Origin of the sequence: Mucilaginibacter sp. OK098, from assembly GCF_900142915.1 — a bacterium.
In the GTDB taxonomy this organism is placed as follows: domain Bacteria; phylum Bacteroidota; class Bacteroidia; order Sphingobacteriales; family Sphingobacteriaceae; genus Mucilaginibacter.
In genome coordinates this window covers 435,252-448,269 of sequence record NZ_FRCM01000004.1, presented here as the reverse complement: position 1 = coordinate 448,269, position 13,018 = coordinate 435,252, and the positions used below count along the sequence as shown (strand labels likewise).

The following is a 13,018-nucleotide window of genomic DNA, read 5'->3' as shown; positions in this document are numbered from 1 at the left end:
GCCCGAAGGACAGATAGCCAACAAGCAAATACCCTGCAGAATAAACAACCTGAAGGTTATTTGCTTTATTAAGTATCACCAAAATAGTACTTTAAAATATGAGCCGTAATTATAAGTACAACAAACAGGAAGAATTATAGATTAAAAAGCGGACTATTTAGCATACGGGCCACAAGCCGGGGCCGCTTGCGGCAGCGGAGGACCACGCCGGGACAAAATTATTGTATAAATAACTGACGGAGGTAGCTGTGTTAACATTGTACATCGTCTGTAAGCCTTACAGCGCCTATAACAGAAATAGGAAAATTAAGATCGGGTAGTTTGATAAAATATAAAATTAGGCCTATTGTAGTTATTAATTTTTAATTAAGTAAACTTACATAAAAATTAATCATGGTATTGTTAAATGCATTTGTATATAAAACACAGTTGCCGCTTATTGCGCTTGTTTTGTTTGCGGGCATTTTGCTTTTTTATTATTTGGGCGTAAAAATTGGCAGCTATATAAAATTACACCACCCGGAAACTAAGGTTGAAGGCATAGGTCCCCTTGAAGGTGCATTGTTAGGCTTGTTATCGCTGTTGCTTTCCTTCACCTTCGGAGTATCCTCTTCCCGCTATGATGCCCGCAGATCGCAGATTGTACTGGAAGCCAATAATATCAGTACAGTTATTTTACGTGCTGATATGTATCCCGATACAATCCGTAGCCAGTTGAGAAACGACTTGCAAAAATATGTAGAAACCAGGATCGCTTATTACAATGCAGGGGATGATACAACCATCCATCAATTATATGCGGATGCCGGAAAACTGGCCGGCATTATTTGGGAAAGAGCTATAATCGTAAAAAAGGAATCACCTGATTTCGTACGTGACAATCAAATGATCCCTGCAATTAACGCCATGATGGACAGTGTTACCGAGAGGGATGCAAGCCGGCTGGCCAGGGTGCCTGACATTATTATTTATTTACTGGTTAGCCTTACTGTTTTGGGTAGCTTTATTGTTGGCTATGGTAAAAAAGAAAAGAAAAATGACTGGATCATATTAACCTTGTATTCATTAATGACCGTAATGACCATCTATACCATTTTAGACCTTGACCGCCCAAGACGCGGCTTTATACAAACAACTACCCCCCACGAAAAAATTAGTGAACTTCGAAATTATTTTTTGAGCGTTGATAAAACACCATAATAGTTAAGGCATCGGAGCTAATAAGATTGATTCGATTATTATATTAGTCCGCAAACACTATCTATATTCTTTGTACAAACCCGCCCGGTCAAGCGTCGTTCGCTACCGCAATGTTACTAGCCTTTGCGCTATTGCCTCCCCGTCATACCCACGCCAGTAGGGAGGTAACAAATCTTCAATTTTAGTTTGTCACGATCCACCCCTCAAACTGTCATTTTTACACAGCGTAAAATCCTGAAATACCTTCGATCTTTGAATTGTCAATAAAATCAAAACAATTTAAATAACATATCATGAAAAGAGTATTTAAAGGATCTAATGTCCTCAAACCGGTATTAATAACTGCTATGCTTTTTTTTACAGTATTTCTGTCTAAAGGGCAACAGCGTAAACCTGCCGACAGTGGCTATGTGCCTGTTAATGGCATTAAAGTTTATTACGAAGTATATGGTGAGGGTAAGCCTCTGGTTTTGCTGCATGGCGCTTTTATGAACATTGAGATGAACTGGGGGCAATTAATACCTGAATTGTCAAAAACAAGGAAGGTAATTGCCCTTGAAATGCAGGGACATGGGCACACGCAGTATTCAGACAGAAAATTAGACCTGGCTACCATGGCAAGTGATGTAGAAGGCGTAATGAATTACTTAAAGGTTGATAGCGCCGACGTGGTAGGGTATAGCATGGGTGGTTCCATCGCTTACCAACTGACGGTACAAAGCCCTAAACGGGTAAAAAGATTGGTGATCATTTCTTCTACTTATAAAACCAGCGGTTGGCTGCCTGTAGTGACTAATGGGTTCAAAGCTTTGAAGCCTGAATTTTTAACGAATACTCCTATGAAAGCCGCATATGATGCAGTAGCGCCTGACAAAACAAAATGGACAAAGTTCCTGGAACAGATGCTTGCTTTTGTAGGGTCGACATTCGACATGGGCGACAGCAATATTGCGAAAATTACGTCGCCGGTATTGATCATCTCGGGCGACAATGATGGCCTGGATAAAGTTGAGCTGGCAAAAACCTATCAATTACTGGGAGGTGGTGTATCTGCTGATATGGCGCCGATGCCAAAATCGCATTTAGCCATTGTTCCTTCGCAGGGGCATGTGAGCCTGATGATGCAGACAAACACGATATTAGGTTACCTGGGTGGCTTTTTAAAGTAAACATAATTGCATTTGGTATTGAAAAGATGCTTCGATAAATATTTCGGACGATGAGCGTTAATGTTAGATTTATCTATAAACCAATTATAAACAAATGAGAAAGATCAGAATTTTTGAACATATCTCGCTGGATGGCGTGATAGAACACGACGGAGACTACACCTATGGCGCATGGACTACACCCTATCGAAGCCCTGCCGGGGCGGCAATCCTCTTTGATGCATACGGACCGAACTTCGACCTGCTGCTTGCCCGCCACACCTACGACATATTTAGTAACTTTTGGCCTAATGCCGGAGATTTCCCAATGGCAAATGCTATAAACGCTGCAACGAAACACATCGTAACCCACAGGCCCGACAGCCTGGAATGGGGGCCGGTAAAGAATTTGGGCGGGGATGTTATAGAGGCGATTCGCGATCTTAAGTCAACGGACGGCCCCGACCTGATCGTAGTGGGAAGTTCGACGCTAACATCCGTGTTGCTTGACCAGGGACTGGCTGACGAGGTTGTGCTGATCACTTACCCGGTTTTGCTTGGCCGGGGTAAACGCTTATTGTCGGATAATATTGACGCCCGGGAACTTGCTTTTGTTGACTCGAAGACCACGCCCACAGGTTTGTTCATCAACACTTATCGACACGTTGGACCGCTGAAAAGCTAATCTTTTACCAATATAGACGCCTGAGCGGGCTACAAGTCTACCCGCCCGGTCAAGCGTCTTTCGCTTTACCGCGAACAATTTTGAGTGCCTACACTCAACAAAAAAGCCTTCAGAAATTAATCTGAAGGCTTCATTTTTGTGCTCCATACTATAGCGTTTTTTATAAGATGTCGCGAAGATATTTATTGCTTTGCGCAATGCTGGCATAAGGATCCATCTTGAAATTTTCCTGTTCAACAATATAGTATTTTACGCCTTCGGATTTCGCTGCCTTGAATATTTTCTTAAAATCAATACTACCGCTGCCTGCTTCAGTATTCAACTTTGGATCGGCTTTATCCATATCTTTTACGTGAATCAATTTAAAACGCCCCGGATAGTTTTCAAGCCATTGCACAGGGTCATTTCCCGCACGAATAACCCAATAGACGTCCATTTCAAAATCCACAAGATCAGGATCAGTGTTTTTTAATAACACGTCCATGATCATCAGTCCATCAACTGGTTCAAATTCAAAATTGTGGTTATGGTAGCTGAGTTTCAGTCCAGAATTCTGCACACGTTTTGCAGCGACGTTGACCCAGTTGACAAGTGATTTTATATCATTTGCGTTTTGTCGCAAATTCGGACTTATGTAAGGTATGACCACATAATCCTGTTCCAGAATTTTCGCTGCTTCTATCACATTGTCAATCGTATTAATCTCTCCTGATTTAAAGAATGCATCCATTCCATAATGTCCGCTTGGCGTAGTCAAGCCATTGCTCCTGAGCAATTTCTTGAACTCTACAGCGCTCAGTCCCCAAAAACCATTTTCTTTGGAATAGCCGAAAGTTTCCACTTGTTTGTACCCTGCAGCTGCCACTTTGGCAATTACACCCTTTACATCTTTGGGCAATTGCTCACGAAGTGAAAACAGTTGCAGCCCATACTTTTGGTTAGTTTTGGCAAACATTAATTTCGGCATTGTAATAATGCCTGTTGTAAACAGGGCGCTCTGGCCCAGGAATTTTCTTCTGTTCATCGTATTGGTTTAAAAAACTATAGCGCTTTAATTTTTATGTTTCTGAAAGCCACTCCGGTCGACCAATCCTGTAATGCAATACCACCGTTGATGTGTTTGCCAAATTCAGGAAACTTGCTGAAATGAGAACTTGCGACCTTATCGGCCCAGGCTTTGGAGGAAAAATCTTCTTCCGCAGTTAATATCCCATTCAAATAAAATTTCACCTTCCCGTTTTGTTGTTTAATTTCAGAATGGTTCCAGGTATCTGCCGGCCGGCTTTTCACCGGAGTTTTTTGAGGTGCGAAGCTATAAAGGCACCCGGACCGTAACTGTGGTTTTGGGAAATCAGGATTAGCACTATCCAGTAGTTGATATTCCGGCCCGGATGCCCATGCAGCAGGAATCTCTTTTCGTTCCAAAACGTTTACAAACACGCCGCTATTCCCGCCTTTAGGAAGTTTCCAATCAAACTTAAGGTCGAAGTTTTTGAATTCCTGATCTGTTACAAGATCACCAGCGCCAGATTTGTCCAGCGGGTCGCAAACAAGCGCTCCGTCCTTCGCTTTCCATACCGTAAATTGTGAGGTACCGTTGTATAAGTGCCAGCCTGCTGTGGAATGTCCGTCAAATAAAAGCTGCCAGCCGTTGGCCCGCTCCGTCTTCGAAAGGTTGTTGTTTTGATCGCTCCTGAAGGCAAAGCAAGTTATAGCCAGCCCAATGATTACTGCAGCTGCTATTGATGTGGTGATTTTATTTTTCATGATCTATAGGTTTAATTGAAATTTGATCCCAGGTGCATTTCTCTCATTTGTATTTAAGGATAAATCTTACAATAGCGCTCGCGTCGGTCATGGAGAGTGAAGGATGAGGGCTCATCGGGGCGTCCCCCCAATGGCCTGATCCGCCTTTTATTATTTTAGCCGCAAGCGAATCAATATCATAATGCCCATATCGCTTAGCTACCTCCGAAAACGCGGGGCCGATTAGTTTTTCCCTTTCTTTATGACAATTTCGACAATCGTTCTTCACAATTAACGCTGCGCCTTCATCTGTAGAAGTCATAATTGAAATCGTGTTTGAATTTTCCCTTGCGGAATCGTGTGTTTTAGTTACTGCGGCACTATCTGCCAATACTGTGTCGGCAGTACTTTTCTGGTTTGTTGAATTACCACCGCAACCAGCTAGCAGAAAAGACACACACAGAATAATTATTAATCGTTTTGTCATTTATAAATTAAAAGTTTGTTACAGTTAAATGATCCGGGGGGATCGGTTAGTTTTTTTGATTTATTATCGGTTGTGTAAAGGTAAATCGATTATGGATTGCGTTATACTGACACAATAAAAAAGTAGTATATAAAGTCTTATAACTATCTTAAAATCAGTATATTGATATAGTAATCGGATCTAAAAAAGTAGTGGCGGGAGGGAAGTTAAATCCTATTATGCTTCAATCAGGCCTATTTTCATTACACTTTGTTCAAAACTGTCGCGCGATAGCGCTGCTTTATTCCTGGCACTTGTACGGTAGTTATAAATTGTACTTAATGAATATCGAAGAAACGCCGCAATTTGGGCGCTGTCTGTTATTCCAAGTCGTACCAATGCATAGATCCTGAGTTCAGTATTTAAGAGTTCTCCGGGCTTAACTGATATCCTCTCCTCTGGGATCAGGAGCGAATTGAACCCGCTGATAAAATTCGGATAGAGACTTAAAAAGATCCTGTCGAATATTTTGTACAATTCATCTACCTCTTCATTCACCATAGCAGGCGACCGTAAAATTTTTATCAATTCGTCGAGGTGTTTTTCAGAAGCTTTCTTATTCAGCACTTTCCTGAAATTCTCCAGTTTATTAATATAGGCGGAGCACAGGTCAAAAAATTGAGCGATATATACTTCTTTAATTTTGTTGGCTTCCAGCAAAGCTGAATTTGCTTCATTGAGCCGCAAATTTGTAGAATTCAAAGTCCGGTTAAGTTCACTTAGCTGTACGGTTGTGGAGTTCAATGCTTTTTTCATTCGCGACTCCCGTTTCATTTGTTTGTAAACATATACTGCTACCCCCGCCAGAAAAATGGAAAGTGCGCTAATTAAAATAAGATATAAGCGAAGCTGGTCTTTTTGCTTTGCTTCCTTCTTTAAGTAAGCGGTATTAATAATTGCATAAAATTCGGATATATGTAGTGTGCGGAATTTTGAATCGCTGAACAACGCATCTTCAATTGCCGACTGCGTACAACGGTAAGCATTATCAATGTCTCCGGTAGCATTTAGCAATAAAGCCAATTCTTGCATAGAAGCGTTATCTTTAATAGCGAATTTGACATCAAGCGCGGCAGACTCAGCATAATATCTAATCGCCTTTGTGTTTTCATTTTGCTTTGCATAGTCAATGCCCAACAAATAAGTAAACATGGCGTAATCAGGAGTGTTTTTATCCTTCGTTTTCAAAATGTTCAGTATAAAATTCTCCGCCTTTTTGGTGTAGCCTAATTTTATATTACGTACCGTGGAATTTACTTGATAGTCGATAGAATTATGATCCAAAACGGCCAGTAATGAATCCTGATAAAGGCCAACCCGGCTCTGATATTCATCATTTTCGTTATTGGCAAGATAATGTTCATAAAATTCGGCCTTTGCCGCGTAGTAATCCGCTAACTGATTTCTTGAGATTCGGCGGGGATTAATACTTTCGAGAATGTCATTTGCCTCAAGAAATTTATTCAGTGGAAAATAGATATTGGCAAGATCTAACCCGGATCTCACGATCAAATCCGAACGCCCCATCGATTTTGCGAGTGCCGAATTCCTCAGGGCATACGAAACCGCTGAGTCAATTTGAAATTTCTGGTACTCATAGTATAGAATGCTGTTTATCCGGTATTGCTCCAACGGGGAACCCAACGCTGCTTTCGTTCTTTTTATAGACGCTATTCGCTCTTCTTTTTGCCGGGTAAATATCGCTTTATCGGCGATAGCCTTGTTTAGGTCGGAAAGCGACGCATCATTCTCCCGCGCTTTCTGATCAGCAGTAAGCAAAGAAATTAAAAAAATCAACAAATATTTAACCTTCACAGTGCAGCCTGGCCTCCTTGCCGGGTTCTATAAAATTTCTATATCATAATGCCTGAACGCATCAAGGCGTTTATCGTCGCTTTGCAGATCGGTTATAAGCGTATCCACCTCATCTAAACCACAAACCTTAAAAAAGTCAGTGGTTTCAAGTTTTTCGAAATTGCTCAGCACAACGGTTTTTCGGGATGATTTCATCAGGGCCTTTTTGACCTCGCCATCTTCAAGCACAGCTGCAGTAATGCCAACCTCACTATGCACTGCGCAAACCCCCATCATGTAAATGTCAGCCTGGTACATGCCTGCTTCAGCACAGGTTTGCTGACTAACATTAGTTTGAGTTATGCGGTTATAATGTCCCCCCAAAACGATGATTTCAATACCCTTATAAGTATTTAAAATTGGGATCAATGCCACATTGTTAGTAATTACCCGAAATGTAGCATCCTTTGGAAGCATCGAAGTTAATACTTGAATGGTTGTTCCTCCGTCCATAAATACTGTTCTTGCATTTTTTAACAACTGTACAGCTTTTAATGCAATTGCATTCTTACCTTCCGCAAAAATCCCCTCCCTGTCATGGAAAGACAACGGGTTCTTTGCCGGGCTGATCGCACCCCCTCTTACTTTAACCAAAAGCCCGCTTTTATTAAGCAGTTCAATGTCGCGGCGTACCGTATCTTCTGATACGCCCAGGTCTTTCGCCAACCCTTCGAATGTGACTTGATTCTTGGCCCTCAATTCTTTTAAAATGATTTCAAAACGTTCCTCTTTAAGCATATTCATTGTACATTACGGATAGATTTAACCTGGTAGGTAACCCCTATTGACAGCAGCAGTAACCCTGTAACAAATAACGCTGTTGGCAACGAAAAGTGATGGGCTATAAATCCCAAAATAGCTGGTCCGGCAAGCTGTCCGGCATAGCCCATGGTTCCGATCACTGAGACAGCCTTTGAGCTGGGCACGTTTTTTATGCGGCCGGCTGCGGTAAAAAAAACGGGTACGATGTTCGCTGCGCCAACTCCAATAAGAACAAAACCTATAAGCACGGCAAAAAGCCAGGGAGCGAACACCACAAGGATAAACCCGGCGAACGCGATAATACTTCCATAAATAACAACATGTTTGCCCCCGGTTTTAGAAACAATTTTGTCGCCGAAAAGCCGCATCGTAGCCATTGCAATGGAGAAGGAGGCATAACCTATGCCTGCCATAGCTTTATCGACACCTTTGTTGTCTCTGAGAAAAACTGCGCTCCAATCTAAAACTGCGCCCTCTGATAAAAATGCTATAAAACACATGGCGCCAAGAAAAAGTACTGCGCCATTGAGCAGGCTGAATTTTTTATTTCCTTCGGTCTCGGTTAAATTGATGGACTTTGCGGATATTTCATGTTCGGTATTTTGGTCCATTAAGGAACTGAATTGTGTTAGGGTGATCGCAAGTAAACTTACTGAAATAACGCCTGCTGTTATAGCGGGGGAGAGGCCGGCCTTGATTAGAACACCTACAACAATTGGCCCGCACAGCCCTCCTACGCTAAAGAGGCCATGTAGGGATGACATGATATGCTTGTCGGCCATGTTTTGTACATGCGCGCCGTGAGTGTTCATTGCAATGTCGATTGACCCTACGCCCGAACCGAATATAAACAGCATTCCCGCTATTTCAAACCAATTGTTTAACCAAAGCACGATAGGGAAGCTAACAGCTATCACTATAGCTGAAACGGTGATCACTATCCTTGTTCCTGTTTTATGAATAAGCCAACCGGTAAGAGGCATTGTTATTATAGCCCCTGTGCCTAAAAATAATAGAAGCAAACCTAAACTGCCATCATTTATTCTCAACTTGTCCTTTACAAAAGGAACCATTGGAGCCCAGCTGGAAATGGCTAAACCACAAACCAAAAAGATAATTTTCGTGGCGTTTTTTGCGTGTTTTAAATTGTTCATTAGCTGGTATCGAAATTGTTTTGCAATATAATGCAAATTTGCATTAATTCGCAAATTGCTTGAATTGATATCTTAAAAACATTTCGGGAAATAGGACTCAAATGGATATACTTGCTTATCAATATGTGCAACGCCTAAACTTCGTAAATAATAAATCGTACCTTGCAACATTATTCAAAACAATATCATGGCAACAGGAACAGTTAAATTTTTTAATGAATCAAAAGGCTTCGGCTTTATTACGCCCAGCAATGGTGGAAAAGACTTATTTGTGCACGTTACAGGCTTAAGCGGCCAGATTCGCGAAGGTGACGAAGTTACTTTCGATGTGGAAGAAGGCAAAAAAGGTCCGGGTGCAGTTAATGTTAAATTAGTTTAAGCGCATTGGGAAGATCTACAGAAACATTCGGTAAAAAGGAAAAAGAGAAGGCCCGCCTTAAGAAGGCCAAAGACAAAAAAGAAAGGGCTGAAGACAGGAAGGCAAATGCCGGTACTGGTAAGAGCCTGGAAGATATGATGGCTTATATTGATGAGTATGGAAATATCACGTCCACGCCGCCCGACCCTTCCAGGAAAATAAAGGTCAATTCAGAAGATATTCAAATCGGTATCGCTAAACGGCAAGACCTGCCACATGACACTGTACGGAACGGTGTAGTTAGTTTTTTTAATGAAGCAAAGGGCTATGGCTTTATCCGTGACCTACAAACTGAGGAAAGTATTTTCGTGCATATAAACGCCCTTACAGCACCATTAAAGGAAAATAACATGGTTACATTTGAAACCGAGCAAGGGCAAAAGGGCCTGTCCGCAATCAACGTGAAAATAAAATAAATCCTTCCTCCCGGTCAAGAGCCTTTCGCTTAACCGGGAACGATTTTGAGTGTCCGCACTCAACACAAAAGCCCTCAGAAATTAATCTGAAGGCACTGCTACTGCAATCGTTTTACATTTTACTGCCGCAAGGCTCCAGCCTTGCGGCCAGCTTGTAGATGACAAAGCTACCAGTAGCAAACTATCCAATCACGAATACTCTTAAACGTACAAATTTTGCAATAACAAAGCGGCCCGCTTCAATAGTAAAACAGGCTGCCTTTCAGCTAACCACAAGGCAAGAGCCTTGCGGTAGCGGAAAAACGTTTGCGGTAGTTAGGGTTTCAGAACAATTGATTTGATATTTCGGAATGAGTTGGTCAGTTGTCCCGGAATGTCAAGACAGAGGTTGATTTTGACGTAACTTCAAGGAACTCAAATAAGAAATAACCACAGTCAGTATAATAAAGAACGTTGTACCATACTTATCTATTCCATTTCCATTGGCAATTAACACATAAGTGGCGCCGGTGAAGTAAAAAATAAAGCCCGCGTAAGCTGCTTCGTGGAATCTTTTTACGGGTTGTAATAAAATTGTAATGGCTCCCAGTATTTTTACCGTGCCCAGAAATGGCATTAAATACTGTGGTAAACCGAGGTTGTGGTTTACTTTTACCAGGGACGCTATCTGAAGTATGTTCAGGATACCTGAAAATCCGACGAAGGCAACGAAGACTGTAGAAACCCAATAGGTGATTTTTATTTGTTTACTATTCATTTGATATATTTTAGAGGATTAATTACAGATCAAGATTAGGGTTTTCCGCCATCCAAAAGTAAGCGGTTACCCAAAAGAAAGCAGTTACCTTTATGTAAGCAATTGATGGACTGCTCATTCAGTACAAATCATTAACTTGCCGGAACAAACTGGATTATTGCCCAACACAACATTTATATATACCTGGATCTTCCAGGTTGACCGAATCATTTACTATGTCTATGCACCAATTGCTACGTGAAAATATTGAACAACATGTCCATCTTACTGAGGCGGAGCTTTCCGGCTTTACGACATTGTTTGAATTGAAAAACGTCAGTAAAAAACAAATGCTTCTAAAAGCGGGCGAAGTTTGCAGGTTTGAAGGCTTTGTTACCAAGGGAATGTTCCGGGTTTATCATATTGACAAAAACGCAGCAGAACAAATACTTTATTTTGCCATTGAAAACTGGTGGATCACGGATATTGACAGCTTTACTAATGAAAGACCGTCGCAGCTTTTTATTGAAGCTATTGAAGATAGTGAGGTGCTTTTAATTTCAAAAAAAGACAAGGAGTTTGCTTATGCAAATTTACCCAAAATAGAGAAGTTATTCCGGGTAATGACCCAAAAGACTCATGTTGCCCTGCAAAGAAGAATGATAGATAATTTAGGTAAAACTGCCGATCAACGCTATGCTGAGTTTATAGAAAAATACCCCCAGCTTTTCAGACGCCTTTCTAACCTTCAGATAGCAGCTTACCTGGGCATCAGTCACGAATTTTTGAGTAAAATAAGAAATAAGATCGCCCATAAAAGATAGGCTGAACTTCATTTATTGAACTTGTTCAACCTTTTCAGGTAGTTGATGACCGCATCTTTGCATTGTCATTAAAAACAACAAAAATGAAACCAACTATTTCAGCAGCATTTTTAATCATCTTAATCTTATTCAAAATGGACGTACAGGCACAAAGTTTCAAAACTATTGAAGCAAACAATCTAAAACTACAGGTTTACAACGCATCAGAAAATAGTTTTGGTGTAGCTTCGGTCATTGTATCAGGAAAAACCGATGCGGTTCTGATCGACGCACAATTTACCCTGGCAGACGCTGAAAAGGTAGCCCGGGAAATCAAAAATTCAGGTAAAAAATTAATCGCTATTTATGTTTCTTACGGCGACCCTGATTTTTATTTCGGGCTGGAAGTATTCAAAAAATATTTCCCGGAAGTAACGGCTTATGCTTCACCGGCAACAGTGGAACACATTAAAGCCACGGCTCAGAAGAAATTAGAGGTTTGGGGCGGACAATTGGGTGATAAAGTCACTTCAAACGTTGTTTTACCGCAGGTTCTAAAAGGAAATAGCATTGACCTTGAAGGTCAGAAATTGGAGATCATCGGCTTAGAAGAATTTCCGGCTAAAACTTTTGTCTGGATACCTTCCATCAAAGCAGTGATCGGTGGTATTAATGTATTTGGAACCACTTTTCATCTTTGGATGGCTGATGCACAAACAGCAGAGGCCCGTAAAGAATGGATCAATGTTTTAGACAAAATTGAAGCGTTACATCCGGCTATTGTGGTTCCTGCCCATGCTAATTCTGGAAGCCCATTTGACGAAAACGCAGTGAAGCATACAAAAAACTATATCCAGTTCTACGAAGAGGCTTTGAAAACCAACAAAACTTCGGAAGCCCTCATAGCCGCTTTAAAAGCAAAATATCCTGCGCTTACTTTTGACATCGCCTTGCAAATAGGTGCAAAAGTAAACACAGGTGAAATGAAATGGTAAAATTATCAACCCTGTTCAGCCTGGCTATGTTTATCGCGCTGCCAGGTTGTTCTTTAAATAAAAATAAAATGACAAATTTAGAGATCGTAAAGAGCACTTACGAAGGTAAAACTTCTGAAGAAAACGGAAAAAACCTGGCTAAATATGTAGCAGAAAATATCTCCTGGACCGAAGCAAAAGGTTTTCCTTATGCAGGAACTTATATTGGCCTGGAAAACGTTACAAAAAACGTTTTTAGCCGGTTAGGCAGTGAATGGATCGATTATAAATTCACACCGGAAGGTTATGTGGCGAGCGACGATAAGGTTGTTGCCTATGGCACTTACACGGGTACCAACAAAGCCACAGGTAAATATTTTGAGGCAAGGGTAGCACACCTTTGGAAATTGAAAGACTGGAAAATTACAATCTTTGAGCAATTTGTTGATAGCCAGATGGTTAATAATGCCATGAAGCTGTGATCCTGTAACTAATATCTTTACATTATTTTATCCGAATAAAGACTCCGAACATACTTCTGTCGGAGCCTTTAATATAAAAGACCTTAACATGAAATCTAATCCCTTTGTATTTTT

15 protein-coding genes are annotated in these 13,018 nt (G+C 41.0%); 8 read left to right on the top strand and 7 right to left on the bottom strand.

The genetic code is table 11. From position 1 onward, the window contains the following. Nucleotides 1-393: 393 nt before the first annotated feature. From BUE31_RS15520 to BUE31_RS15510, 3 genes are all read left to right on the top strand, one after another. Nucleotides 394-1,200, top strand: a complete 807-nt coding sequence (locus tag BUE31_RS15520; protein ID WP_073404708.1) for a bestrophin-like domain — start codon at nt 394-396, stop codon at nt 1,198-1,200. A gap of 293 nt (nt 1,201-1,493) precedes the next feature. Then, nucleotides 1,494-2,369, top strand: a complete 876-nt coding sequence (locus tag BUE31_RS15515; RefSeq protein WP_083619982.1) for an alpha/beta fold hydrolase — start codon at nt 1,494-1,496, stop codon at nt 2,367-2,369. Between the two features lie 94 nt (nt 2,370-2,463). Then, on the top strand, nt 2,464-3,033 hold the full coding sequence (locus BUE31_RS15510; protein ID WP_073404707.1) for a dihydrofolate reductase family protein: 570 nt from the start codon (nt 2,464-2,466) through the stop codon (nt 3,031-3,033). 160 nt (nt 3,034-3,193) lie between these two features. Here BUE31_RS15510 and BUE31_RS15505 read toward each other — a convergent pair whose 3' ends face one another. The 6 genes from BUE31_RS15505 to BUE31_RS15480 form a co-directional block, all read right to left on the bottom strand. After that, on the bottom strand, nt 3,194-4,057 hold the full coding sequence (locus tag BUE31_RS15505) for a sugar phosphate isomerase/epimerase family protein (RefSeq protein ID WP_073404706.1): 864 nt from the start codon (nt 4,055-4,057) through the stop codon (nt 3,194-3,196). A 17-nt stretch (nt 4,058-4,074) separates the two neighbouring features. Beyond that, complete coding sequence (locus BUE31_RS15500; RefSeq protein ID WP_073404705.1) at nt 4,075-4,800, bottom strand: 3-keto-disaccharide hydrolase; 726 nt, start codon at nt 4,798-4,800, stop codon at nt 4,075-4,077. A 43-nt stretch (nt 4,801-4,843) separates the two neighbouring features. After that, nucleotides 4,844-5,236, bottom strand: coding sequence for a c-type cytochrome (locus BUE31_RS15495; protein WP_143167137.1), 393 nt, complete (start codon nt 5,234-5,236; stop codon nt 4,844-4,846). Between the two features lie 246 nt (nt 5,237-5,482). After that, the gene (locus tag BUE31_RS15490; protein WP_234997840.1) at nt 5,483-7,105 is read right to left on the bottom strand and encodes a DUF6377 domain-containing protein; all 1,623 of its coding nucleotides are present in this window, start codon (nt 7,103-7,105) and stop codon (nt 5,483-5,485) included. A 42-nt stretch (nt 7,106-7,147) separates the two neighbouring features. Next, on the bottom strand, nt 7,148-7,903 hold the full coding sequence (locus tag BUE31_RS15485) for a DeoR/GlpR family DNA-binding transcription regulator (RefSeq protein WP_234997839.1): 756 nt from the start codon (nt 7,901-7,903) through the stop codon (nt 7,148-7,150). Next, entirely contained in the window at nt 7,900-9,075 is a 1,176-nt protein-coding gene (locus tag BUE31_RS15480) for an MFS transporter (protein WP_073404702.1), read from the bottom strand. Before BUE31_RS15480 ends, BUE31_RS15485 begins: the two co-directional genes overlap by 4 nt. A 187-nt stretch (nt 9,076-9,262) precedes the next feature. Here BUE31_RS15480 and BUE31_RS15475 point away from each other — a divergent pair, with 187 nt between their 5' ends. Then, nucleotides 9,263-9,454 carry a cold-shock protein gene (locus BUE31_RS15475; protein WP_073404701.1) on the top strand — a complete coding sequence of 64 codons (192 nt, stop codon included), beginning with the start codon at nt 9,263-9,265 and terminating at the stop codon, nt 9,452-9,454. Nucleotides 9,455-9,459: 5 nt separating this feature from the next. Then, the gene (locus tag BUE31_RS15470; protein ID WP_073404700.1) at nt 9,460-9,909 is read left to right on the top strand and encodes a cold-shock protein; all 450 of its coding nucleotides are present in this window, start codon (nt 9,460-9,462) and stop codon (nt 9,907-9,909) included. Nucleotides 9,910-10,285: 376 nt separating this feature from the next. Here BUE31_RS15470 and BUE31_RS15460 read toward each other — a convergent pair whose 3' ends face one another. Beyond that, nucleotides 10,286-10,666 carry a DoxX family protein gene (locus BUE31_RS15460; protein ID WP_073404698.1) on the bottom strand — a complete coding sequence of 127 codons (381 nt, stop codon included), beginning with the start codon at nt 10,664-10,666 and terminating at the stop codon, nt 10,286-10,288. 221 nt (nt 10,667-10,887) lie between these two features. Between BUE31_RS15460 and BUE31_RS15455 the strand changes: the two genes are divergently transcribed. From BUE31_RS15455 to BUE31_RS15445, 3 genes are all read left to right on the top strand, one after another. Continuing rightward, nucleotides 10,888-11,469, top strand: coding sequence for a Crp/Fnr family transcriptional regulator (locus BUE31_RS15455; protein WP_073404697.1), 582 nt, complete (start codon nt 10,888-10,890; stop codon nt 11,467-11,469). Between the two features lie 83 nt (nt 11,470-11,552). Further along, nucleotides 11,553-12,443, top strand: a complete 891-nt coding sequence (locus tag BUE31_RS15450; RefSeq protein ID WP_073404696.1) for an MBL fold metallo-hydrolase — start codon at nt 11,553-11,555, stop codon at nt 12,441-12,443. Then, the gene (locus tag BUE31_RS15445; protein WP_200801931.1) at nt 12,437-12,904 is read left to right on the top strand and encodes a nuclear transport factor 2 family protein; all 468 of its coding nucleotides are present in this window, start codon (nt 12,437-12,439) and stop codon (nt 12,902-12,904) included. Before BUE31_RS15450 ends, BUE31_RS15445 begins: the two co-directional genes overlap by 7 nt. Nucleotides 12,905-13,018 lie beyond the last annotated feature (114 nt).